We start from the raw sequence: 24,257 nt of genomic DNA, 5'->3' as shown, positions 1-24,257 counted from the left end.
CAACTTGTCGCGCAGAGACGTTATCCGATCAGGCTCTCAGAAGAGGAGATCAGTTTCGGGTTTAGGCAATTTTCGTAGTAGGCCTGGATTTCTGCCAGTCGCGTGCGGGAGCGCTGATAGCGGCGTACGGCCTGATAACCGTTCCAGATAATACACGCCAGCATCGCAATCAGCAGCAGGGATGTCCCTACATAGCGCCACAGGCCAGCGCTATCCGGCATACGGTGCAGGCCAATATGACGCGTGCCGTTGGCGTCGGTAAAGAGGGTGGTGACGATCCCTTCCGCGCTGAATGGCGTCTGCATCAGCATCTGCGCCAGACGCTGGAATTCGCTCCACTGCTCCTGGGCTGGATAGTCATACAGCGAAACCTGCGGATAGGGTTGATCCACCAGGTCGCTGCCTTCATCGCTGGCAATCACAAAACCGCCAGGCGCCGGGCTGTTAAGCGCCTGGGCGGCACGGGTGGTTTCACGCATCACGAAGGGGGCGGTAGAGGTCGCCACCAGGTTATCCAGCGACTCGGCGCTGACCGGACGCAGAAGCACATTCACACCATCGAGGCGTCCCGCTTCGGCGCGTTTCACCAGCGCGTCCCAGTCTTTGCTGTTGCCGAGGTTGACCAGCGCGTTCTTCAGCCGGATACAGTCATCCTGAGCTGAGCAGAGATCTTCTGTTTTCAGGACGATTTCGCCAAAGTCATCCAGCAGCACCATGCCGGACTTCTGAATGGCCGAACGCAGGGCAGGGCTGACGCGAGAATCATCATCCGGTTTTGGATGGAGCTGGCGATTAATCGTCTGGGTGAGCGCGGTGGCCTTATTGACCACATCCGATTCCGGAAGCGGCAGCGGAGAGGCGTCATTCCAGATGATCTGAGAGCAGTCGAACGGCGCGAACGGCGAGTTCTGGCGCGTGTTCCAGGCGCCCGGTGAGTGGATATTACACATCCCGGTGCCTTTCAGCCGCAACGTATCCCCCACGCGTACACCCGCTTCTTCGAGCTGCTGTACGCTGGTGGCTTCCACGGTTTGCGCCCCTTTGATCCATGACAGGGTAAATTTAATCGGCATATCCAGCGGCACGAAAAGCAGCAGCATGAGGAAGATTAACGCGGCGCCACCGGCAATCACCGCGCTGCGAAGCCAGTGCTGAAGAGGGAAGTTTTTTACTTCGTCGTGCAGGGATAAGTAACGTCCCTGGCGTACAACGTGGCGGTCGAGATAGATATCAATATCCGTTTTGTGGCCCAGGTCCTGCGCAATCCACGGCTGCCAGTGGCGCGGATAGATAATATCGATGATCCCGAGCGAGATATTGTTGATATGTTCCTGATCGTTTTCGCCGAACAGTCCCCAGCGTTTTGGGGTTCCGCGCAGGCAGTGAATTTCGCGTAATGACGTTTTTGCCGGCGGGGCAAATATGCCCCACAGCCCGGCGGCCAGAAGCAGTACTGCGCCGCCCGCGAGCCACGGAACAAACACGTCCGGCGTCAGCAGGCAGATGAAAAAGAGCAGGAACGAGACGACAATCAGCACCGCTTCGCGAATGCCATCCGGGCGGCTCAGGACGTACTCTTCATGCGTTTCCTGGCGGATGTTGAGCAGTTCAATCTGCTCTGTCTCTTCACCACGAATAGAGGCCTGCGTTCCGCTTGCGCGTTCCAGCGCAAAGCGTGGCGCTTCCTGAACATATTCGCTCAGAGTATGACCATTAAGGGAGATAACCAGCGGCAGCGTATCGGTATGGATGAGCTCGACGCTGTTTTCGTCGTTGATATACTGCTCCCAGAAGGGAGGCAGGTGCACTTCAACAGAGTCGAGATAGTAACGCCATTTGTTGGGATCGTCGGTTGTGATGCCGTAGCGGGTAATAGAGCGCGTTACGCACAAAACGGTGTCGCTTTGGGCGTTCAGGTTGAGCGATACGGGGGCGGCGCTGGCGCCGGTAGGGCCAGGCGAAAGCCGGGATCGGTTCAGCGTGTCGAGATACTGCTCAACGGTGCTGCGTTCCTCTGGCGAAAGCTTGCGCGTGTTTGCCCCGGCAAACGCGTTCAAAAAGGGCAGCCGATAACGGCGATGTACGCGGCGCCTGAATACCCACACCGCAATCGACGCGCAGGCCAGCACAGCAGCGAGAAAAATCAAAATGGTGCTCATGCTTTCCCCATCTTACTTATCTTCTTACAGGTGTTGTCAGTCGCACCTTTTGTACAATGAATGAGATTCTGTGGTCGGCTATCGGCAAGTATGGAGTCTAACTTGAGCATGTTGACGCGCATCCCAGTGACCGGTAATGATAACAAAGCCTGTTCCGGCGCGATATCAGCAAATTCCTGGAAACTTTTCAACCTCTTGACATTTGTTTTGAAATGAGAATTGCCTACAGTTACGTTGCATAAATGTAAATAAAGAGCAATTGACATTGCCGAAACCGTGCGGCGTATCGCACAATAAAGCCAGTTCACCCAGCAAAGACCCGTCAAGATGACCAAACCCTTACAAAAGCCCACCATTCTGAATGTTGAAACCGTCGCAAAATCGCGTCTGTTTAATGTCGAAAGCGTGGATCTGGAGTTCAGCAACGGTGTGCGTCGTGTTTATGAGCGTATGCGCCCCTCCTCGCGTGAAGCGGTGATGATAGTGCCTATCGTCGACGAGCACCTGATCCTCATTCGTGAATACGCCGTGGGCACAGAATCCTACGAGCTGGGCTTCTCCAAAGGACTGATCGATCCGGGCGAAACGGTGTTTGAAGCGGCAAACCGGGAGCTGAAAGAAGAGGTCGGCTTTGGCGCGAAAGAGCTGACGTTCCTGAAAAAGCTGAGCATGGCGCCGTCCTATTTCTCCAGCAAAATGAACATTGTTGTCGCGGAAGATCTCTATCCTGAATCGCTGGAAGGAGACGAGCCGGAACCGCTGCCGCAGGTTCGCTGGCCGCTGGCCCATCTGATGGATTTGCTGGAAGATCCTGACTTTAACGAGGCACGCAACGTGAGCGCACTGTTCCTGGTGCGGGAGTGGCTGAAGGGGCAGGGGCGTTTGTAGCGCCACCATTAAAAACGGCAACCGAAGGTTGCCGTTTTGCATTACGCTGTAGGCCGGGTCGGGCGTCGCCACCGCCCGGCTTTTTTGTTGGCGTCAGAAGAGCTCGTGCGTTTCGCCGTTATCAATGATTTCGGTACCCACCTCATGCACCGCCTGCGTGGTTGGCTGCGTACCCTCGATGAAATACTCGGCACGGCTGTTGCCGCCATTCGCGAGCTGTCCGGTGCTGCGGTCAATATTGATCGTGACAATGCCCGGCGGAGGCGTTAGCGGCTGCTCCGGCACGCCCTCGAGAGCGGCCTTCATGTAAGCATCCCAGGCCGGTTGCGCACTCTTAGCCCCACCCTCGTAACCGGAAATCTGATCTTTAATTGCGCCAGAAGCGGTTGTGCGTCCAAGAGTGCGGCGGTGATCGTCAAAACCAATCCAGACCGAGGTGACAACGCCCGGGCCATAACCTGAGAACCAGGCATCTTTTGAGCTGTTGGTTGTGCCTGTTTTGCCGCCGATGTCGCGGCGCTGCAAATCGCGGCCCGCTCGCCAGCCGGTGCCTTGCCAGCCCGGTTCGCCAAAGATGTTGGTGTTCAGCGCGCTCTTAATCAGGAATGACAGCGGCGTGCTGATCACGTGCGGAGCATACTCCTGCGCGCCACTCTGGGCGACCAGCGCCTGATTGGCCTGTTCCAGCTGAGGCTGCGGCACCGCCAGATTCTGACGTTCCTGAGAGATGGCAACATCTTCCATGTCCTTGTTTTCAAGGACATTGGATTTTGGCGTGTCGCCGTAAATCACCGGAATATCGCATTCAGGGCAGGCAATTTTCGGCTTCGCTTCAAACAGTACGCCGCCCTGATCGCTCTCGATTTTGCTGATGAAATACGGATCGACCAGGAAGCCGCCGTTTGCCATAACCGAGTAGCCACGTGCGACCTGGAGCGGTGTGAAGGACGCGGAGCCGAGCGCCAAAGATTCGGTATGAACGATGTTTTGCGCCGGGAAGCCGAAGCGTTGCAGATACTCTGCCGCATAATCAACGCCCATCGCACGCATCGCGCGAACCATGACCACGTTCTTCGACTGGCCAAGGCCCTGACGCAGACGGATAGGGCCAGCGTATTGCGCCGGAGAGTTCTTCGGCTGCCAGTCAGAGCCCGCACCGGCATCCCATCGGGAAATTGGCACGTCGTTGAGAATGCTGGCGAGCGTTAGCCCCTTGTCCATCGCCGCGGTATACAGGAACGGTTTGATGTTCGAACCGACCTGACGCAGCGCCTGGGTTGCGCGGTTAAATTTGCTCTGGTTGAAATCGAACCCGCCAACCAGCGCCATCACGGCACCGTTCTGCGGATTGATGGAGACCAGGGCAGAGTTGACGTCCGGCACCTGTGCCAGCCACCAGGCATCGCCTACCTGACGCACCCAGATTTGTTGTCCGGTTTGTACCACATCCGTCACTTTACGTGGAGTAGGCCCCTGAAGGGTGTCAGAACGGTACGGACGCGCCCAGCGGATACCCTCCATACGCAGCGAAACGGATGTACCATCGGCCATCATCGCCACCGCTTCCTGCGGATCGGCCTGGGTGACCACCGCCGGACGCAGCGGGCCATAGGTCGGCAGCGCTTTCAGGGAATCAGTAATTTTTTTGCTGTCCCATGCGCCTTCGCCCACTCTCCACAGCACGTTGGACGGGCCGCGATAGCCGTGACGCATATCGTAATCCATCACGTTATTACGCACCGCCTGCTGGGCAGCCTGCTGCACCTTGCGGGTCACGGTGGTGTAAACGCGATAGCCGTCTTCATATGCTTTGTCGCCGTAGCGGCGCACCATCTCCTGGCGAACCATTTCCGTCAGATACGGCGATGAGAAAGCAATTTCCGGTGCATGGTAATTGGCATCAATCACATCGCTGCGTGCCCGATCGTACTCCTCCTGGCTGATGTAACCTTCGCTCAACATACGCGATAGCACAACGTTACGGCGCGCGGTGGCGCGGTCCAGCGAGTAGAGCGGGTTAAACGTTGATGGCGCTTTTGGCAGGCCGGCAATGGTCGCCATTTCGCTCAGCGTGAGCTGATCGATCGACTTACCGAAATAGACCTGAGCCGCAGCCCCTACACCATAGGCGCGGTAGCCCAGATAGATCTTGTTGAGGTAAAGTTCAAGGATCTCGTCTTTGCTCAGCAGTTGCTCAATGCGGATCGCGAGGAACACTTCTTTGATCTTACGTATCAGCGTCTTTTCCGGGCTGAGGAAGAAGTTACGCGCCAGCTGCTGGGTAATGGTACTTGCCCCCTGAGAGGCATGACCGGAGAACAGCGCCACGCTTGCCGCACGGAAAATACCGACCGGATCGACACCGTGGTGCTCGTAAAAACGGCTGTCCTCGGTGGCGATAAAAGCCTTCACCATCACAGGTGGAATTTGATTTAAGGTCAGTGGGATACGACGTTTCTCGCCGTATTGCGCCATCAGTTCACCATCGGCGCTATAGACCTGCATAGGGATCTGAAGCCGCACATCACGAAGTGTGGCGACATCAGGGAGTTGCGGCTCGACATATTTGTACAAACCAATAATCGAGCCTGCTCCCAGCAGAATGCAACAGACTGCAAGGATCAATAAATACTTTACGAACTTCACCGGAGATTTCCCATTTGGTTTAGCCTGGGCAGTTTCTAAACAATCGCGCGGTAGTATAAAGGCAAGCCTGATTCATTGATATAGCCGTCACTCCGACGGGCGATAAGGAGATCGTGAAGCATGGCTTTTAAAACGTGGCAAACAGGCGTTCATATTCAACAGGATAAGGTGATTACCGTGGCGCTGACCAGAGAGCGGGCCGGCTGGCGTTTACGGCGCTGGTGGGCGGTGCCGCTGTCGGACGGGGTTATCGGTGAAGGCAAAATACTTAAGCCAGAACAACTGGTTAACGCATTACGTGGCTGGCGGAAAACATTGCCGCACTCGCATCGGGTATTTCTCTCATTTCCGGCAACGCGCGTTCTGCAACGCGCGTTGCCCCGTCCATCCGTTACCTTGCGTGACAGCGAACAGCTCACCTGGGTAGGCGCCGCATTAGCGCGTGAGCTGGAGATGCCTCCCGATACGCTCTGCTTTGACTACGCGCAGGATACGTTCAGCAACACTTTTCAGGTTACCGCCGCGCAAAACAGAGAGGTCGATACCCTGTTGTCGCTGGCGAAAGCGCTGCGTTTGCGCCTGGCCGCAATCGTCCCGGATGCCGGCGCACTGGCTAATCTTCTCTCTGCTGTTGCCCCCGTCCGGTGCGTAGCCTGGAGGGATAAAGACCAGTGGCTGTGGGCGATGCGTCACCAGTGGGGGCGGCGCTACACCACAGAAGCGGCGACGGTGAATGAGCTGGCGGCGTTGCTTGCACTTTCTCCTTCTGATATCGCCGTGTTTGATGCTGCACGGGATCCCTGGGAAGCGGTGACGCTGTGTCAGCCGCCGTTGCCAGAATGTGGTGCTGATTACACCGTCGCCCTGGCGCTGGCCATGAGCGAGGCGCCGTAATGAGCATGCCCAATCTTTTACCCTGGCGTCGGCAGCAACGTAATCAGCGCCTGCGTTTTTGGGGGCTGCTGTTTACCGCCTCATTGTTGGTGATGCTGGCGGGAGGCGTCAGCCTTCGGGCGACGCAGACTCTCGCGTCACAGGCGTTGCAGAGCGATCTGGCGGGAACGCGTGCGGTGCAGAAGGTATTGAAAGCCCGTCAGCCGCAGTCTGCGGGGCTGGAACCCCTTTCGCAGCCGCCTGAGACGGTGGCATGGCAACCCGCGCTTGAATCCCTTGCCAGTGCAATGCCCCGGCAGGCGTGGCTGACGGCGCTGCGTTATCAGCCACCCTCGCTGATCCTGACGGGCTATACCACCTCACTCCCGACGCTCTCCGCCATGACCGATGCGCTGAAAAGGGTGACGGGGTTTAACCCCGGACCGGCAGGCGAATTGCAACAGGATAGCCAGGGGCGATGGATGTTCTCTTTTCAACTGCATAGCCGGAGGTAGCCAGTGGGCATCTGGTATCAACGCTGGACAGATGCACGTCCTTCCCGGCGCGTCCTTTGCTGGTTGATCGCGTCGGGGATCGTTGCGTTTGCGATTTGGGGAGCGCTGCTCAGACCCGCTGCTCTGTGCTACGCCGGTATTCAGGTGCAGGCCAGCAGTGCGAAGCGAATCAACGCCTCGCTGTGGCCAAAGGCCGGGCGGCGACCTGTGGTTACGCAAGTGAAGCCGGTGCAGCCCTTTTCTCCGCTGGCATTTCAGCGTGAGGACGCAAGGCTGGTGTACTGGAAACCGCAGCAGAGTGGGGGAGAGCTGGCGCTGGATGCCTTGTGGGGCGCAGTTCCGGCGCTCTTTTCCCGGCTGGCGCTTGAGAACGTGCGGGTGAGCGCGTTTTCCATCACCCCACAGGGAAAACAGCTACGCCTTAGCCTGCAACTGGAGATCGGTCATGCGCAGTAAAACCCTTTTGCTGATCCTGCTTTCTCCGCTTTTCCTGACCGGGATGCGGGATCCCTTCTCCGTGCCTGAAGAGCGTTGCGCAGCAGGGCAACTCAGCCAGTGGCGGTATCAGGGAGTAGTCAGCGGCAGCAGGGATATCGGCCTTATGCAGGACGGGCAGAACCGCTGGCACCGGGTAAAAACGCAGATGCGGTTACCGCCAGGCTGGCGGGTGAGTGCGATAGATACACAACAACTGACCGTTGATGTCGGCGAGATGTGCGAGCCGAAACGATGGACATGGCAGCGAGAAGGAACGAAAAAAAGTGAAGATATGGATAGGGCTGTTACTGGCGGCACTCAGCCAGCCCCTGTGGGCCGCGACGCCAAAACCGGTCACCCTGCTGGTGGATGATGTCCCGGTGGTGCAGGTATTACAGGCGATGGTAGCGCAGGAGGATCGCAATCTGGTGGTGTCGCCGGATGTCAGCGGTTCGCTTTCGCTGAATCTAACGCGGGTGCCCTGGAGGCAGGCGCTTCAGACGGTAGTGAACAGTGCCGGGCTGGTATTGCGGGAAGAGGGCGGCATTTTTTATGTGCATACGGCGGCCTGGCAGCGGGAGCAACAGACGCGTAAAGAGCAGGAGCGGGCCCAGCGTCTGCTCGACGCTCCGCTGCTCTCTCACAGCATTCCGTTTGCTTATGCGGATGCGGCCGAATTGCAAAAAGCGGCGGAAAAGCTCTTAAGCCCGAAAGGCAGTCTCGCCGTCGACAAGCGCACCAACCGTCTCCTGGTCAGGGATAACAAGTCGGTGGTGGATATGCTCCAGCGCTGGGCAGCGCAGATGGATCTGCCCGTCGAGCAGGTAGAACTGGCGGCGCAGATTGTGACCATTAGTGAAAAAAGCCTGCGTGAACTGGGGGTGAAATGGAACCTCGCTGACGCAACGGAGGCCGGTAAGGTGGGTCAGGTCACGACGTTGGGCGCTGACCTGTCGGTGGCCAGTGCAACCACACACGTTGGGTTTAATATCGGGCGCATCAACGGCAGGATGCTGGATCTTGAGTTGTCGGCGCTTGAGCAAAAGCAGCAGGTGGATATCATCGCCAGCCCGCGGCTACTGGCGTCGCACATGCAGCCGGCCAGCATCAAGCAGGGCAGCGAAATCCCGTATCAGGTTTCCAGCGGCGAAAGCGGGGCGACATCCGTTGAATTTAAAGAAGCGGTATTAGGCATGGAGGTCACGCCGGTGGTGCTCCCGGGCGGCCGCGTTCGTCTGAAGCTGCATATCAGTGAAAATATGCCTGGCCAGGTGCTGCAACAGGCGGACGGCGAAACGCTGGCGATTGATAAGCAGGAGATCGAAACGCAGGTAGAGGTAAAAAGTGGGGAAACGCTCGCGCTGGGCGGGATCTTTTCGCAAAAGAATAAAACCGGACGCGACAGCGTGCCCGTGCTGGGCAACATTCCGTGGCTGGGTCAGTTGTTCCGCCATGACGGAAAAGATAACGAACGGCGCGAGTTAGTGGTGTTTATCACGCCACGTCTGGTCAGTATTCATTAATGGGTAACGATCCCCGCAATGATTTTGCATTCAGTTTGTTGCAGATGTTTGACGTGGGGCATGAATTAGCATACAAGGAGTACCGATTTGAGTTGGACTTACGTCTTATTTCCTTATGCGCCGGGAACGGTGATTTAATCAGTTGCCAAACAAGCCGGAGTATTGAGATAATTTTTCGTCTGACTCTCGCTCTATTGCAAATGAGGTTTCAGTTCATGTCCTGCTACGCCGGGTGTCTGCGCAGCGGGGATTACCATTAACGAATAGTCTTAGTAGTACCGAAAAAATGGCAGAGAAACGCAATATCTTTCTGGTTGGGCCTATGGGTGCCGGCAAAAGCACTATTGGGCGTCAGTTAGCTCAACAACTCAATATGGAATTTTACGATTCTGATCAAGAGATTGAGAAACGAACCGGAGCGGATGTGGGCTGGGTCTTCGACGTAGAAGGCGAAGAAGGTTTCCGTGACCGAGAAGAAAAAGTGATCAACGAACTCACGGAAAAACAGGGCATTGTGCTGGCAACAGGCGGCGGCTCTGTAAAATCTCGCGAAACCCGCAACCGTCTCTCCGCCCGTGGCGTAGTGGTCTATCTTGAGACGACCATCGAAAAACAGCTGGCACGCACGCAGCGTGATAAAAAGCGCCCGTTGTTGCAGGTTGAAACACCGCCACGTGAAGTTCTGGAAGCTTTGGCCGATGAACGCAATCCTCTGTACGAAGAGATTGCTGATGTGACCATTCGTACTGACGATCAAAGCGCTAAAGTGGTTGCAAACCAGATTATTCATATGCTGGAAAGCAACTGATTCTGGCTTTATATACACTCGCCTGCGGGTAAAAGCATTTAAGGTGGATGTCGCGTCATGGAGAGGATTACAGTTACTCTCGGGGAACGTAGTTACCCTATCACCATCGCGGCTGGTTTGTTTAACGATCCAGCTTCCTTCTTACCACTGAAAGCGGGTGATCAGGCGATGCTGGTCACCAACGAGACGCTGGCTCCGCTTTATCTCGACCGTGTACGCCACCTGCTTGAGCAGGCGGGCGTGAAGGTCGACAGTGTGATTCTGCCCGATGGCGAGCAGTACAAAAGCCTGACGGTACTGGATACCGTCTTTACCGCACTTCTGCAAAAACCGCACGGTCGTGATACAACACTGCTTGCCCTGGGCGGCGGCGTTGTGGGCGATCTGACCGGTTTTGCAGCCGCCAGCTACCAGCGCGGTGTGCGCTTTATTCAAATTCCAACCACGTTACTCTCACAGGTCGATTCTTCTGTGGGCGGTAAAACGGCGGTTAACCATCCGCTCGGCAAAAACATGATTGGCGCGTTCTACCAGCCTGCATCGGTGGTGGTGGATCTTGACTGTCTGCAAACCTTGCCAGCGCGCGAACTGGCGTCCGGCCTTGCAGAAGTGATCAAATACGGCATTATTCTTGACGGTGAGTTCTTCACCTGGCTGGAAGAGAATATGGATGCGCTGCTGCGCCTCGATGGGCAGGCAATGGCCTACTGTATTCGCCGGTGCTGTGAGCTGAAAGCAGAAGTCGTTGCCGCAGATGAGCGTGAAACCGGCTTACGTGCTTTACTGAATCTGGGGCATACGTTTGGTCATGCGATCGAAGCCGAAATGGGCTACGGTAACTGGCTTCACGGTGAAGCTGTCGCTGCCGGAATGGTCATGGCGGCCCGTGCCTCTGAACGTCTGGGGCAGTTCAGGCCGGAAGAGACAGCACGTATCATCACGTTGCTTAAACGTGCTGGCTTGCCGGTGAATGGTCCGCAGGAAATGTCTGCGCAAGCGTACCTTCCCCACATGATGCGCGATAAAAAAGTATTGGCAGGTGAGATGCGTCTGGTACTCCCGCTTGCAATAGGGAAAAGTGAAGTGCGCGGCGGAGTGCCGCACGAAGTCGTACTTGGCGCTATTGCTGATTGTCAGCAGGCGTAACAACTAGAAAGGTCAGGCTGCTGTAACAGGTGGTCGTTTTAGCTTCAGGTAAATGCAGAGTCGTTGGCAGAAGCCTTTGAGTGGGGTGTTAAATGGATGAATTCAAACCAGAAGACGAGCTGAAACCCGATCCCAGCGATCGTCGTACTGGTCGTTCTCGTCAATCTTCAGAACGTGATAACGAGCCGCAGATCAACTTTGACGATGTCGATCTGGATGCAGACGATCGTCGCCCTTCGCGTAGCCGTAATGCGCGAAATGAGCGTGAAGACGAGGAGTATGAATCCGAAGAAGAGTTAATGGATGAACAGCCTGTTGAACGTCGTCCGCGCAAACGTAAAAAAGCGGTAGCGGCAAAACCGGCCTCCCGTCAGTACATCATGATGGGCCTTGGCGTTTTGGTTCTGGTATTGCTGATTGTCGGCATTGGTTCCGCGCTAAAAGCACCTTCTACCCATTCTACCGAGCAGACAGCGTCTGCCGAGAAGAGCATCGACCTGTCTGGTAACGATGCGAGCAACCAGGCGAATGGCGCTCAGCCAGCGCCGGGCACCACTTCCGCAGAGCAGACCGCAGGTAACACCAGTGCCGGTCAGGATATCTCTCTGCCGCCCGTCTCTGCGACCCCAACTCAGGGCCAGGCGCCTGTTACGCCGGAGGGCCAGCAGCGTGTTGAAGTTCAGGGCGATCTGAATAACGCGCTGACGCAGCCGCAGAATCAGGAGCAGGTTAACGCTGCCGTGGTGAACTCCACGCTGCCTACTGAACCTGCCACCGTTGCGCCAGTTCATGGCAGCAATGCCCAGCAGCAAACGGCGGCAACGGAAACCAAACCGCGCCATACCCAGACTGCGCCGCGTCAGGAGCGTAAGCAGGCTGTGATTGAGCCGAAGCGTGAGACGAAACCGCAGACCGTGGCAAAAGCGCCAGAAACGAAAGCGCCAGCGCAGACAAAACCTGCGGTGAGCCAACCGGTTAAAGCGCCAACGCCTGCGGCAACCGCTGCACCTAAAGCAACGGCGACCACAACCGCGCCTGCTGCAACTGCGGCACCGGCTGCTACGCCAACCGCTAGCGCATCCAGCACCACGGCAGGTAAAACGACGGGTAACGTGGGTTCTCTGAAATCCGCATCATCCAGCAACTACACGTTGCAGCTGAGCAGTTCGTCTAACTACGACAACCTCAACGCCTGGGCGAAGAAATCGAATCTGAAAAACTATGTGGTTTATCAGACGACCCGTAACGGACAGCCTTGGTACGTTCTGGTAAGCGGAGTTTATGCCTCAAAAGATGAAGCAAAACGAGCCGTCTCCACGCTGCCTGCCGATGTGCAGGCGAAAAATCCGTGGGCGAAGCCAATTCATCAGGTGCAGGCCGATCTGAAGTAATGTTTAAAGCGCAGGATGCTGTCGGAGCTTTCTCCACAGCCGGAGAAGGTGTAATCAGTTAGTCAGCATGAAAAAAAATCGCGCTTTTCTTAAATGGGCAGGGGGGAAATACCCCCTGCTCGACGATATTAAAAAGCACCTGCCGAAAGGCGAGTGTCTTATCGAGCCCTTCGTGGGTGCTGGATCGGTATTCCTGAATACCGATTTTTCTCGTTATATCCTGGCGGATATCAACAGCGACCTTATCAGCCTCTATAACATCGTGAAACTGCGTACCGATGAGTATGTGGAAGAGGCGCGGAAGCTGTTTACGCCAGAGAACAACAACCCGGACATTTACTATCAGTTCCGCGCTGAGTTTAATCAGAGCCAGGACCCGTTCCGTCGCGCGCTGTTGTTTCTTTATCTCAACCGCCATGGCTACAACGGTCTGTGCCGGTATAATCTGCGTGGCGAGTTTAACGTGCCGTTTGGCCGCTATAAGCGTCCCTATTTCCCGCAGGACGAGCTGTATCACTTTGCTGAAAAAGCGCAGAATGCCGAGTTCTACTGTCTCTCCTATGAAGAGTGCATGGAGCTGGCGGGCGTAAACTCGGTGGTCTACTGCGACCCGCCTTACGCGCCGCTGTCTGCCACGGCAAATTTCACCGCCTACCACACCAACAGCTTCAGCCCGGCCGAGCAGGCGCGTCTGGCTGAGATGGCGGAAAAGCTGGTCAGCAAAAGAATTCCGGTGTTAATTTCGAATCACGACACGCCTGATACGCGCGAATGGTACAAAGCCGCGAAGCATTTTCAGGTAAAAGTGCGGCGTAGCATTAGTAGCAATGGCGGCACACGTAAAAAGGTGGACGAACTTCTGGCGCTTTATCGACCCTGAGCCTTTGCCCGCCGGTAAACACATTTCAAGGAGATGCGGATGAAACAGTTTTTGATTGCCCCCTCAATTCTGTCGGCCGATTTTGCCCGCCTGGGTGAGGACACTGCCAAAGCTCTCGCGGCTGGCGCGGATGTCGTCCATTTCGACGTTATGGATAACCACTACGTTCCCAACCTGACCATCGGTCCGATGGTGCTTAAAGCGCTGCGTAACTACGGGATCACCGCGCCCATTGACGTGCATCTGATGGTGAAACCGGTTGATCGCATCGTGCCTGATTTCGCCGCGGCGGGTGCCAGCATCATCACTTTCCACCCGGAAGCCTCCGAACACGTTGACCGCACGCTACAGCTGATCAAAGAGAACGGCTGTAAGGCGGGGCTGGTCTTTAACCCGGCGACCCCGCTGAGCTATCTCGACTACGTGATGGACAAGCTGGACGTGATCCTGCTGATGTCCGTCAACCCGGGCTTTGGCGGCCAGTCGTTTATTCCTCAGACGCTCGACAAGTTGCGTGAAGTGCGCCGCCGCATTGATGAGTCTGGCTATGATATTCGTCTGGAAGTGGACGGCGGCGTGAAGGTCAATAACATCGGTGAGATTGCGGCGGCAGGGGCGGATATGTTCGTCGCAGGCTCCGCCATCTTCGATCAACCGGATTACAAAAAAGTCATTGATGAAATGCGCCGTGAACTGGCGAAGGTAAGTCATGGATAAATTGCAGGCTATTCGGGGTGTAGCATTTGACCTCGACGGCACGCTGGTCGACAGCGCGCCAGGATTAACCCGCGCCGTCGATCAGGCGCTGTATGCCCTTGAACTCCCCGTTGCGGGTGAAGAGCGCGTTGTGACGTGGATTGGTAACGGTGCAGACGTGCTGATGGAGCGCGCGCTGACCTGGGCTCGTCAGGAGCGTGCCTCCCAGCGTTCCGCGCAAGGGAAACCGAGTGTTGACCACGCGGATATTCCCCAGGATGAGCAGCAGCGTATTCTGCGCAAACTGTTCGACCGTTTCTACGAAGAGACCGTCGAAGAGGGCAGCTTCCTGTTCCCGGATGTCGCTGAAGCGCTGAGCGCGCTACATGCGAAAGGCATCCCGCTGGGGCTGGTGACCAACAAGCCAACACCGTTCGTTGCGCCTCTGCTGGAAGCGCTGGATATCGCGAAATACTTCTCCGTAATTGTGGGCGGCGATGACGTGCAGAATAAAAAGCCGCATCCGGAACCGCTATTGCTGGTGGCAGGAAAATTATCCTTAGCGCCTGCGGAGCTGCTCTTTGTCGGGGATTCCCGCAATGATATTCTGGCTGCCAGAGCGGCAGGTTGCCCGTCTGTTGGGTTGACCTACGGCTACAACTACGGTGAAGCCATTACGCTGAGTGAGCCGGACGTTGTGTTCGACCACTTCAAAGATTTGTTGCCCGCACTCGGGCTCTCGCACAGTGAACATCAGGAATTGAATAATGACTAAGCCCATCGTTTTTAGTGGCGCACAGCCTTCAGGTGAACTGACCATTGGTAACTACATGGGTGCGTTACGTCAGTGGGTGAGCATGCAGGATGACTACCACTGCATTTACTGCATCGTGGATTTGCATGCTATCACCGCGCGTCAGGATCCCGAGAAGCTGCGCAAGGCGACGCTCGATACGCTGGCGCTGTACCTGGCGTGCGGTATCGATCCAGAGAAGAGCACCATTTTCGTTCAGTCTCACGTACCAGAGCACGCGCAGCTGGGCTGGGCGCTGAACTGCTACACCTATTTCGGCGAGCTGAGCCGCATGACCCAGTTCAAGGATAAATCTGCGCGCTACTCTGAAAACATCAACGCCGGTCTGTTTGATTATCCGGTGCTGATGGCGGCAGATATTCTGCTGTACCAGACCAACCAGGTACCAGTGGGTGAAGACCAGAAGCAGCACCTGGAGCTGAGCCGCGATATCGCCCAGCGCTTCAATGCGCTTTACGGCGACGTGTTCAAAGTGCCTGAGCCGTTTATTCCGAAATCCGGCGCGCGCGTGATGTCGCTGCTGGAGCCGACCAAAAAGATGTCCAAGTCTGACGATAACCGCAACAACGTTATCGGCCTGCTGGAAGATCCGAAATCGGTGGTGAAAAAGCTCAAGCGTGCGGTGACCGACTCCGACGAGCCGCCAGTGGTGCGCTACGACGTGCAGAACAAAGCGGGCGTATCCAACCTGCTGGACATTCTCTCCGGTGTGACCGGACAGAGCATCCCTGAGCTGGAAAAACACTTTGAAGGCAAAATGTACGGCCACCTGAAAGGTGAAGTGGCAGACGCCGTTTCCGGCATGCTGACCGAGTTGCAGGAGCGCTATCACCGTTACCGTAACGACGAAGCTTTCCTGCAAAAAGTGATGAAAGAGGGCGCGGAAAAAGCCAGCGCGCGCGCCTCCGAAACCCTGAAAGCGGTGTACGAGGCGATTGGGTTTGTGGCGAAACCTTAAGCCGCTTTGCCGGGTGGCGCTTACGCTTACCCGGCCTACGGGACCGTGTAGGTCGGGTAAGGCGGAGCCGCCACCCGACAAAACTGACGAAAAAAAAACCGGGAAATCCCCGGTTTTTTTACGCCTGAATAACGCTTACTGCTGTGCCGCCGGGCCGCAACCGCCAATGATCTTCGAAATGGAGATTGCCGGATGCAGCAGGTAATCGTAGCTGCAATTATTTTTAGTATTTTGAACGTGACCGGTGCAGGCCGTCAGAGTTGTTAACAGGCCGACCAGTACGGCAGCTTTTGCCAGTTTGAACATACGCATTCCTTGTCAATAAAATCAAAAAATTGGATGTAACACGAGGGAATAAATGGAAAAGTTCCATTACGCGGGCGGTATGTTATCGACTGAGGTAAGAAGGGAGTAGTCCGCTTCAAGACTACTCCCGGGAGAGAGATTGTGCGTTAGTGGCTGGAGAACCAGTTCAGTTTTTCACGCAGTGCTACCACGCGGCCCACCACGATCAGCGCCGGGCTTTCAACCTGCTGCGCCAGCTCGCCCAGCTGCGTCAGTACGCCATCGACCACGCGCTGCGTAATGGCGGTACCGTTTTCTACCAGCGCGACCGGCATATCTGCTTCCATGCCGTGCTCCAGCAGTTTCGCCTGAATCGTGGCTGCCTGATTTAGCCCCATGTAGAAGACCAGAGTCTGCTTTTCAGCGGCCAGATTATGCCAGTCCAGTTCGCTGCCGGTTTTCAGGTGGCCCGTCACCAGGCGCACGCTCTGGGCATAGTCGCGATGGGTTAACGGAATGCCGGAATAGGCAGAACAGCCGGATGCCGCCGTAATGCCCGGCACCACGGAGAACGGAATGCCCGCGTTGCAGAGAGTTTCCAGCTCCTCGCCGCCGCGACCAAAGATAAACGGATCGCCCCCTTTCAGACGCACCACGCGCTTACCTTTTTGCGCTTCCCGCAGCAGGATCTGGTTGATCTCCTCCTGCGGTACGCAGTGATAACCTGCCCGTTTGCCGACGAATACGCGGTCAGCATCGCGGCGCACCAGATTCATGATGTCATCAGAGACCAGACGGTCATATACCACGATGTCCGCCTGCTGGATCTGCTGGAGACCCTTCAGCGTCAGCAAGCCCGCATCGCCGGGACCTGCGCCCACCAGTACCACTTCACCGCGATGATCCAGCGGTTCAGAGAGGAGTTGCTCGGTCGTCTCTTCAACCGCTTTGGCGTCCTGATTGGCCAGCGACTGCGCCAGCCTGTCGTTGACAAAGAACTTCTCCCAGAAGCGACGGCGTTCGCCCACGGTTGCGAAGGTTTGCTTCACGCGGGAACGCAGCTGCCCGGCATAATGCGCAATCTGACCAAGGTGTTGAGGCAGCACGGCTTCCAGTTTTTCCCGCAGCAGACGGGCAAGAACGGGCGAGCGGCCACCGGACGACACCGCAATCATCAGCGGCGAGCGGTCGATAATGGATGGCATGATAAAGCTCGCCTCTTTCGGCGCATCCACCACGTTACAGAAGATGCGGCGCGCTTCGCAGGCGTCGCTGACGCGCTGGTTAACGTCATCGTTATCCGTTGCGGCGATGGTCAGCCAGCAAGTATCCAGCAGGGATTCATCAAATTCGCCCTGCACCTGCGTGAGCATCCCTTCCTGCGCCCAGACGTCAAACTGTGGGGCGAAGGTGAGGGCGTTAACGGTCAGTCTGGCGCCCGCCTCTAACAGCAGGCGCGCCTTGCGTTCAGCCACATCGCCGCCGCCCACGAGCAGGCAGTCGCGGTTGCGTAATTGACAAAAAATCGGCAGGTGATCCACGACGTTACCTCACAGCATTCATGGCGGGGGAAGAATTGACGTCAGGATAACAGCAGGAATCGTACAGAACATACGGTTTTTCCTGCCGTTACCCATAAGGGGTCATAAGCCTTTCCTATTGAAAAGGCGAGGGGTTACGCTTTCAGCTGCACCTCGCCGTCCTTCACGCGGACGTCGTAGTGTTTGACCGAGAAGCTTTCATCTTCCATGCAGCGCCCGTCGGTTAAGCGGAAGCGCTGCTTTTTCAGCGGGCTGGCAACCCACAGTTCGCCCTGGTGCTCCGCAATCAGACCGCGGGAGAGCACGCTGGCCTCGAAGAACGGGTCGATATTGCTGATGGCAAAAACCTGTTCATCGTGGCGAGGGCGGAAAATCGCTACCTGCTCGTTGCCCAGCAGGGCACAGACGCCGGTTGCTGGCAGAATGTCGTTAATGTTGCAGATGTTTACCCACTGGCTCATGCGTTTTCCTCCACCAGCATCACCGGAATACGTTCATACGGGGTCGCTGGACGATGCTGTTCACGCTCCGGCACCACCTGCACGTTCGGGTCGCGCTGGGTGCTGTTGATAAAGTGTTTGAAGCGCGTCTGCGCCGCTGGCGTGTTCACGGTTTCGGTCCACTCGCAGATCACCGCCTCGCGCAGGCGAGTCATCTCGGATTCCAGCTGTTCATTCAGGCCCAGCTTGTCGTCGATAATGACTGACTTCAGGTAGTCGATGCCGCCTTCGAGATTATCCAGCCAGGACGCGGTACGGGTCAGCTTATCGGCGGTACGAATGTAGAACATCATGAAGCGGTCGAGGTATTTGATCAGCGTATCGCGATCGAGATCGGCAGCCAGCAGATCGGCGTGGCGAGGTTTCATCCCGCCGTTACCGCACACGTACAGGTTCCAGCCTTTCTCGGTGGCGATAATACCCACGTCTTTACCCTGTGCTTCCGCACATTCACGGGTACACCCTGAGACGCCGAACTTCATTTTGTGCGGCGTACGGATGCCTTTGTAGCGGTTTTCCAGCTCGACGCCGAAGCCCACGCTGTCGCCCACGCCGTAGCGGCACCAGGTGCTGCCCACGCAGGTTTTCGCCATGCGCAACGCCTTGGCGTACGCGTGACCGGTTTCGAAGCCCGCCTCAATCAGCTGACGCCAGATTTCCGGCAGGTCATCTTTCTGCGCACCGAACAGGCCGATACGCTGGGAACCGGTGATTTTAGTGTACAGGTTAAACTCACGGGCGATACGGCCCACGGCGACCAGCCCTTCAGGGGTAATTTCCCCCCCGGCAGAACGCGGGATCACCGAGTAAGTCCCGTCTTTCTGAATATTGGCCAGGAAGTTATCGTTGGTGTCCTGAAGCGGAGTGTGTTCTGGTTTGAGCACATATTCGTTCCAGCAGGACGCCAGCAGGGAACCGACGGTAGGCTTACATACTTCACAGCCATAGCCCTGGCCGTGTTTCTCCAGCAGTTCGTCGAAGGACTTAATGCCCTCCACGCGGATCAGGTGATACAGCTCCTGGCGAGAGTAAGCGAAGTGCTCGCACAGGTTGTTGTTCACTTCAATGCCCTGTTTTGCCAGCTCGGCGTTCAGCACCTGGGTGACCAGCGGGATACAGCCGCCGCAGCCGGTCCCGGCTTTGGTTTCCGCCTTCAGCGCCGCAACGGTGTGGCAGCCTTTGTTAATGGCGGAGATCAGCATGCCTTTGGTGACGTCGAAGCAGGAGCAGATTTGCGCGCTGTCCGGCAGTTTATCCACGCCAATGGACGGCTTACCGCTGGAGGCGTGCGCCGGGAGGATCAGCGAGTCCGGGTTTTCCGGCAGCTCAATGGCGTTCAGCACCAGCTGGAGCAGGTTGCCGAAGTCGCTGGTGTCGCCCACCAGCACCGCCCCGAGCAGGGTTTTGTTATCCTGGCTGACGATAAGACGTTTGTAGACTTCTTTGCTTTCGTCCAGATAAACATAGCTGCGGGAGTTCGGGGTGCGACCATGCGCATCGCCAATACCGCCCACGTCCACGCCCAGCAGCTTCAGCTTGGCGCTCATGTCTGCGCCGGTGAAGGCGTTTTCGCTGCCGAGGATATGGTCAACGGCGACCTGCGCCATTTTGTACCCAGGTGCAACCAGACCGTATACGCGGTTATTCCAGCTGGCGCATTCGCCGATGGCGTAGATGTCCGGATCGGAGGTCTGGCAGGTGTCGTTGATCATGATCCCGCCGCGCTGCGCAACGGCCAGACCGCACTGGGTGGCCAGCTTGTCGCGCGGGCGAATGCCGGTGGAGAAGACGATGAAATCCACTTCCAGCTCGCTGCCGTCGGCAAAGCGCATGGTTTTACGCGCTTCAGTGCCTTCCTGCACGATCTCTTTGGTGTTCTTGCTGGTGTGAACCTTCACGCCCATGCTTTCGATTTTACGGCGTAACTGGTCGCCACCCATATGGTCCAGCTGTTCCGCCATCAGCATCGGGGCAAATTCGATGACGTGGGTTTCAACGCCGAGGTTTTTCAGTGCGCCTGCCGCTTCCAGACCCAGCAGACCACCGCCGACAACCGCGCCACGTTTGCTTCGACGTGCGCAGGATTCAATGGCGTTGAGGTCTTCAATGGTACGGTAAACGAAGCAATCCTGGGTTTCCGAACCTTTAATCGGCGGGATCCACGGATACGAGCCTGTCGCCATGATCAGCTTATCGTAAAAAACCGTGCGTCCGGCGCTGGAGTGGATCACTTTCTCCTGACGGTTGATGGTGATAGCGCGTTCGCCCACCAGCACTTTTACGCCATGCTTCTCGTAGAAACCTTCACGCACCAGAGAGAGTTCTTCGGCGGTATGGTGAGAGAAGTAGGAAGACAAGTGCACACGGTCGTACGCCTTGCGGGGTTCTTCACAGAACACGGTAATATCGAACTGGTTAGCATCGGCTTTATCGAGAAGATCCTCAATAAAGCGGTGGCCGACCATGCCGTTACCGATGATAGCGAGTCTGACTTTGCTCATTTTTGCCTCGATTTCTTTTCTATTACTGCCTACCTTAACGATTCAGCAGGGGCACTTATTGATGCAAATCAAATACGCCTTCACCTACCCCTTAGGGGGTATATCTATGATTTGTCAGGATTTTTATAAGTTACGGATATTGTTTGATTTTTGTGCTTGCTTGTTTTTCGCACAATTTTGGTGGGGTTTTTTACCCATCGGCGGGCAGGGCGGGTGAGCAGGGGAAAACCCCTTTGCAGTACGCAAAGGGGTTACGGCGATTAGTGGGTAGCTGTTGCCGGGTTGTGTTGACGGTGACGGGTCACAAAGCCCAGCACGAAGCACATGATGAACACCACGGCGTACAGACCGTTAGCGGTATGCAGCGCCGCCAGCGGGCCGCTGTGCGCCACAATTGGGCCCGTGACCACGAAGGTCAGCATGGTGCCGATGGTGCCGCAGGTCAGCACGAAATTCACCAGCTTTGGCGAGGCCACTTTGGTCTGAAGAGAGCCAAGGGTGATGATCGAGGTATAAATCGCGCTGGAGAAGAAGCCCAGGGTCAGGATGAACCACGGCATATGCTCCGGGGAACCGTTGATGAACAGATACATCAGCACGGTTGCCAGACCCGCCAGAACGGTCAGGATCCGTTGCAGGTCGAAGAAGCGCAGGATAAAGCTAAACGCCCACATGCCGAACATGTAAGACATCCAGAAATCGCTCACCAGTTTACCCGCGTCGTTCAGACTCATGCCCAGACCTTTCGCATACTCAGGAACCCAGGAGATAAAGCCCAGCTGGCCCAGGATGTAACACAGCGCGGCGATGGAAAGGAACAGCACGCCGATACCCCATTTTTCTTTCGCAACTGGCTCAGACGTGGTCTGCGCTTTTTTGCCCAGCACCGGGAACTCGCAGCCGAAGGTGAGAATAAAGATCGCGACATAGACCAGACCAATGCAGGCGTACACCCAGTACCACTCAATGCTGCGCGCCAGAAGATACGCGGCGACCATCGGGAAAATCATCCCGGCCATGCTGAAGAAGGAGTCGGTGAACAGCAGACGCGCGCCGCGCTGGCGGCCTTCATACATATGGGTGATCAGGAACGTACCAATCGACATGGTGATCCCGCTCACCAGGCCCAGCACGAACATGGCGGCAGAGAAGAGGGCGATGCTGTGGCTCAGCACCAGGCCCGCCACGGCGGCAACCATCAGCACGAAGCCGAAGCGCAGCTGGGTTTTCAGCGGCACGATTTCCATCAGCCAGGCATTAAGGAAAATAGAGATCAGGATCCCCGCGTTCAGGAAAGTGAAGGTATTGCTCATGCTGGAAACGGGCAACTGGAAGTAGTCTGCGATATTTCCCATCACCATCCCGGTGACGATCACCAACGCGCCGGTCAGGGCGTAGGAGAAGAAGCTGATCCATGTGAGCTTGATGCGATTGCTGTTAGTCATGTCTGGCCTGTTAAAAGTAAAGAAAAACGCAATGACTGCGTTTGAGCGGGCAGATTTTAGTCGCGAAAGTGATCTAATTAAATCTTTTCAGAAAATATTGAGCACAATTGCAGGCTTTAACGTGATGGGGATCACATTATATCGCGGGGTGAACAATCGTTTGCGCGGTAATAATTGTTTCAATTTCGTAAAATTAGGTAAAAGACTGGTCTGGGGTCATACTGCTCTTTAGAATCAAGCCATTCGCTTTTTATACTGCGCTTTGTTAAGGAATTCTCATGCTCAAATCAACACTGGCGGCTGTCGCAGCTGTGTTTGCTCTTTCTGCCGTTTCCCCTGCTGCGCTGGCAGCCAAAGGAGACCCTCACGTCCTGCTGACTACCTCTGCGGGGAATATTGAGCTGGAGCTGGATAGCCAAAAAGCCCCTGTTTCTGTGAAAAACTTCCTCGACTACGTGAACAGTGGTTTTTATAACAACACCACGTTCCACCGCGTGATCCCGGGCTTTATGATTCAAGGCGGCGGTTTCAACGAGCAGATGCAGCAGAAAAAGCCTAACCCGCCAATCAAAAATGAAGCGGATAACGGCCTGCTGAACAAGCGCGGCACCATTTCTATGGCGCGTACGGCGGATAAAGACAGCGCCACCAGCCAGTTCTTCCTCAACGTGGCGGATAACGCCTTCCTGGACCACGGCCAGCGCGACTTTGGCTACGCGGTGTTCGGTAAAGTGGTGAAAGGCATGGACGTGGCGGACAAGATCTCTCAGGTTCAGACTCACGATGTCGGTCCATACCAGAATGTGCCGTCTAAGCCAGTGGTGATTCTCTCCGCGAAAGTGCTGCCGTAATCGTTCCCTCACACGGGCACATCCTGCCCGTGTCTTTCCGCCCTCCCTGCGAAAGCGCGTTTTGCTGCTTATACTTGTGGCAAACGGACTATTCAGGGAGGCGTAGTGAAAAAACTCACCGACAAGCAAAAATCCCGACTCTGGGAGCAACAGCGTAGCGTCAATCTTCAGGCCAGTTGCCTCCTTGAAAAAGGCAAGGGTCCCGCTGAACCCGATATCGAGATGCTGGCACTGGGGCCTTCTGCACCGGGTTTACCCCATCTGTGCCTTATTCACCGCCATTTATTCCGCAACGAAATGAAAGGCGCTGGCGAGCTGCGCACCGCCGATATTTCCAAGGGCGACATTCCATTTTGCCATTTCGAGTACATCGAGAAGGTGGGTAATGAGTTGATGGCTTCGCTGGAAAGCGATAAATATCTGGTGGGCCTTCAGAAAGAAGAGTTTACAGACAGAATCAGTCATTACTACTGTGAAATCAACATGCTACATCCGTTTATGAGCGGTAATGGCGTGGCTCAGCGGATCTTCTTTGAACAGCTAGCGATCCATGCGGGCTACGTGCTGAACTGGCAGGGGATCGACCCGGGCGACTGGGCATCCGCCAACCAGAGCGGGGCGATGGGTGATCTGACCGCCCTGAATGCTATCTTTGCCAAAGTTGTGAGCGAAGCGCGGGGATCTGAGTAAAATAGGGCGGCCATTTTTTCAGGAGCCGCCATGATTCTGCTGATTGATAACTACGATTCCTTTACCTGGAACCTTTACCAGTATTTTTGTGAGCTGGGGGCAGAGGTGGTTGTCCGCCGTAACGATGAGATCGCGCTGGCTGACATTGACGCGCTGGCGCCCCAGAAAATCGTGATTTCGCCCGGGCCGTGTACGCCGTCGGAGTCCGGCATCTCGCTGGAGGTAATCCGCCACTATGCGGGCAAGCTGCCGATTCTGGGCGTCTGCCTGGGTCACCAGGCCATTGCGCAGGTCTTTGGCGCCACCATTGTTCGTGCCGCGAAAGTCATGCACGGCAAAACCTCACCGATCACGCACACCGGTACCGGCGTATTCCTGGGGCTAAACAATCCGTTAACCGTGACGCGCTACCATTCTCTGGTGATTGATCCGCCGACCCTGCCCACAGACTTTGAAGTGACCGCCTGGAGCGAGACGCAGGAAATCATGGGCATTCGCCACCGCGAGTACGATCTGGAAGGGGTGCAGTTCCACCCGGAAAGCATTCTCAGCGAACAGGGGCACGCGCTGCTGACCAATTTCCTTAATCGTTGAATATCTGTTGCCTTGTTGTGATTTTTTATGCATATTTTGTGATTATATTTTCATAATCACTGTGACATAAAAATGG

Annotated in this window: 23 protein-coding genes; 16 read left to right on the top strand and 7 right to left on the bottom strand. The window is 56.1% G+C overall.

What is annotated here, in order from left to right:
- Window positions 1-20 precede the first annotated feature (20 nt).
- Window positions 21-2,159 carry an intracellular growth attenuator family protein gene (locus tag ACQG2Q_RS23735; RefSeq protein ID WP_199004837.1) on the bottom strand — a complete coding sequence of 713 codons (2,139 nt, stop codon included), beginning with the start codon at window positions 2,157-2,159 and terminating at the stop codon, window positions 21-23.
- 327 nt (window positions 2,160-2,486) lie between these two features.
- On the opposite strand from ACQG2Q_RS23735, the gene nudE reads away from it, so the two are divergent.
- Window positions 2,487-3,047, top strand: coding sequence for an ADP compounds hydrolase NudE (nudE, locus tag ACQG2Q_RS23730; protein ID WP_003861622.1), 561 nt, complete (start codon window positions 2,487-2,489; stop codon window positions 3,045-3,047).
- Window positions 3,048-3,140: 93 nt separating this feature from the next.
- Here nudE and mrcA read toward each other — a convergent pair whose 3' ends face one another.
- Window positions 3,141-5,693 (bottom strand): peptidoglycan glycosyltransferase/peptidoglycan DD-transpeptidase MrcA, encoded by a 2,553-nt coding sequence (mrcA, locus tag ACQG2Q_RS23725; RefSeq protein WP_063850323.1) that lies wholly within the window; start codon window positions 5,691-5,693, stop codon window positions 3,141-3,143.
- Between the two features lie 120 nt (window positions 5,694-5,813).
- Between mrcA and ACQG2Q_RS23720 the strand changes: the two genes are divergently transcribed.
- The 12 genes from ACQG2Q_RS23720 to trpS all read left to right on the top strand — a co-directional run bounded on the left by ACQG2Q_RS23720 (window position 5,814) and on the right by trpS (window position 15,774).
- Entirely contained in the window at window positions 5,814-6,587 is a 774-nt protein-coding gene (locus ACQG2Q_RS23720; protein WP_063850321.1) for a hypothetical protein, read from the top strand.
- On the top strand, window positions 6,587-7,081 hold the full coding sequence (locus ACQG2Q_RS23715; RefSeq protein WP_023307110.1) for a PilN domain-containing protein: 495 nt from the start codon (window positions 6,587-6,589) through the stop codon (window positions 7,079-7,081). Before ACQG2Q_RS23720 ends, ACQG2Q_RS23715 begins: the two co-directional genes overlap by 1 nt.
- A gap of 3 nt (window positions 7,082-7,084) precedes the next feature.
- Window positions 7,085-7,537 carry a hypothetical protein gene (locus tag ACQG2Q_RS23710; protein WP_063850319.1) on the top strand — a complete coding sequence of 151 codons (453 nt, stop codon included), beginning with the start codon at window positions 7,085-7,087 and terminating at the stop codon, window positions 7,535-7,537.
- Complete coding sequence (locus ACQG2Q_RS23705) at window positions 7,527-7,931, top strand: HofP DNA utilization family protein (protein WP_032677155.1); 405 nt, start codon at window positions 7,527-7,529, stop codon at window positions 7,929-7,931. The genes ACQG2Q_RS23710 and ACQG2Q_RS23705 overlap by 11 nt, the downstream gene beginning before the upstream one ends.
- On the top strand, window positions 7,843-9,081 hold the full coding sequence (gene hofQ / locus ACQG2Q_RS23700) for a DNA uptake porin HofQ (protein WP_063841660.1): 1,239 nt from the start codon (window positions 7,843-7,845) through the stop codon (window positions 9,079-9,081). Before ACQG2Q_RS23705 ends, hofQ begins: the two co-directional genes overlap by 89 nt.
- Window positions 9,082-9,367: 286 nt before the next feature.
- Complete coding sequence (aroK, locus tag ACQG2Q_RS23695) at window positions 9,368-9,889, top strand: shikimate kinase AroK (protein ID WP_003861630.1); 522 nt, start codon at window positions 9,368-9,370, stop codon at window positions 9,887-9,889.
- Window positions 9,890-9,946: 57 nt separating this feature from the next.
- Window positions 9,947-11,035, top strand: coding sequence for a 3-dehydroquinate synthase (gene aroB, locus ACQG2Q_RS23690; protein WP_038416842.1), 1,089 nt, complete (start codon window positions 9,947-9,949; stop codon window positions 11,033-11,035).
- A gap of 92 nt (window positions 11,036-11,127) precedes the next feature.
- Window positions 11,128-12,426 (top strand): cell division protein DamX, encoded by a 1,299-nt coding sequence (gene damX / locus ACQG2Q_RS23685; protein ID WP_426759271.1) that lies wholly within the window; start codon window positions 11,128-11,130, stop codon window positions 12,424-12,426.
- A 67-nt stretch (window positions 12,427-12,493) separates the two neighbouring features.
- Entirely contained in the window at window positions 12,494-13,306 is an 813-nt protein-coding gene (gene dam / locus ACQG2Q_RS23680) for an adenine-specific DNA-methyltransferase (protein WP_022649620.1), read from the top strand.
- A 39-nt stretch (window positions 13,307-13,345) separates the two neighbouring features.
- Window positions 13,346-14,023, top strand: a complete 678-nt coding sequence (rpe, locus tag ACQG2Q_RS23675) for a ribulose-phosphate 3-epimerase (RefSeq protein ID WP_003861634.1) — start codon at window positions 13,346-13,348, stop codon at window positions 14,021-14,023.
- On the top strand, window positions 14,016-14,777 hold the full coding sequence (gene gph / locus ACQG2Q_RS23670) for a phosphoglycolate phosphatase (RefSeq protein WP_063850316.1): 762 nt from the start codon (window positions 14,016-14,018) through the stop codon (window positions 14,775-14,777). Before rpe ends, gph begins: the two co-directional genes overlap by 8 nt.
- On the top strand, window positions 14,770-15,774 hold the full coding sequence (gene trpS, locus ACQG2Q_RS23665) for a tryptophan--tRNA ligase (protein ID WP_023298773.1): 1,005 nt from the start codon (window positions 14,770-14,772) through the stop codon (window positions 15,772-15,774). Before gph ends, trpS begins: the two co-directional genes overlap by 8 nt.
- A 135-nt stretch (window positions 15,775-15,909) precedes the next feature.
- Here the strand turns inward: trpS and ACQG2Q_RS23660 are convergent, their stop codons facing one another.
- From ACQG2Q_RS23660 to tsgA, 5 genes are all read right to left on the bottom strand, one after another.
- Window positions 15,910-16,080: a YhfL family protein gene (locus ACQG2Q_RS23660; RefSeq protein ID WP_003861638.1), complete on the bottom strand. Its 171-nt coding sequence runs from the start codon at window positions 16,078-16,080 to the stop codon at window positions 15,910-15,912.
- A 146-nt stretch (window positions 16,081-16,226) separates the two neighbouring features.
- Entirely contained in the window at window positions 16,227-17,600 is a 1,374-nt protein-coding gene (gene cysG, locus ACQG2Q_RS23655; protein ID WP_022649618.1) for a siroheme synthase CysG, read from the bottom strand.
- Between the two features lie 134 nt (window positions 17,601-17,734).
- Complete coding sequence (gene nirD / locus ACQG2Q_RS23650; RefSeq protein WP_022649617.1) at window positions 17,735-18,061, bottom strand: nitrite reductase small subunit NirD; 327 nt, start codon at window positions 18,059-18,061, stop codon at window positions 17,735-17,737.
- Complete coding sequence (gene nirB / locus ACQG2Q_RS23645; protein WP_045308977.1) at window positions 18,058-20,601, bottom strand: nitrite reductase large subunit NirB; 2,544 nt, start codon at window positions 20,599-20,601, stop codon at window positions 18,058-18,060. Before nirB ends, nirD begins: the two co-directional genes overlap by 4 nt.
- A gap of 260 nt (window positions 20,602-20,861) precedes the next feature.
- Window positions 20,862-22,046, bottom strand: a complete 1,185-nt coding sequence (gene tsgA / locus ACQG2Q_RS23640; protein ID WP_022649615.1) for an MFS transporter TsgA — start codon at window positions 22,044-22,046, stop codon at window positions 20,862-20,864.
- A gap of 278 nt (window positions 22,047-22,324) precedes the next feature.
- Between tsgA and ppiA the strand changes: the two genes are divergently transcribed.
- From ppiA to pabA, 3 genes are all read left to right on the top strand, one after another.
- On the top strand, window positions 22,325-22,897 hold the full coding sequence (gene ppiA, locus ACQG2Q_RS23635) for a peptidylprolyl isomerase A (RefSeq protein WP_022649614.1): 573 nt from the start codon (window positions 22,325-22,327) through the stop codon (window positions 22,895-22,897).
- Window positions 22,898-23,002: 105 nt separating this feature from the next.
- Window positions 23,003-23,587 carry a putative adenosine monophosphate-protein transferase Fic gene (locus ACQG2Q_RS23630; RefSeq protein ID WP_063850314.1) on the top strand — a complete coding sequence of 195 codons (585 nt, stop codon included), beginning with the start codon at window positions 23,003-23,005 and terminating at the stop codon, window positions 23,585-23,587.
- A 30-nt stretch (window positions 23,588-23,617) separates the two neighbouring features.
- Complete coding sequence (gene pabA, locus ACQG2Q_RS23625) at window positions 23,618-24,181, top strand: aminodeoxychorismate synthase component 2 (protein ID WP_063850311.1); 564 nt, start codon at window positions 23,618-23,620, stop codon at window positions 24,179-24,181.
- Window positions 24,182-24,257: the final 76 nt, after the last annotated feature.

It is taken from the genome of Enterobacter cloacae complex sp. 370H10, assembly GCF_050031535.1.
Classification (GTDB): domain Bacteria; phylum Pseudomonadota; class Gammaproteobacteria; order Enterobacterales; family Enterobacteriaceae; genus Enterobacter; species Enterobacter intestinihominis.
This window is presented reverse-complemented; position numbering and strand designations above follow the sequence as displayed.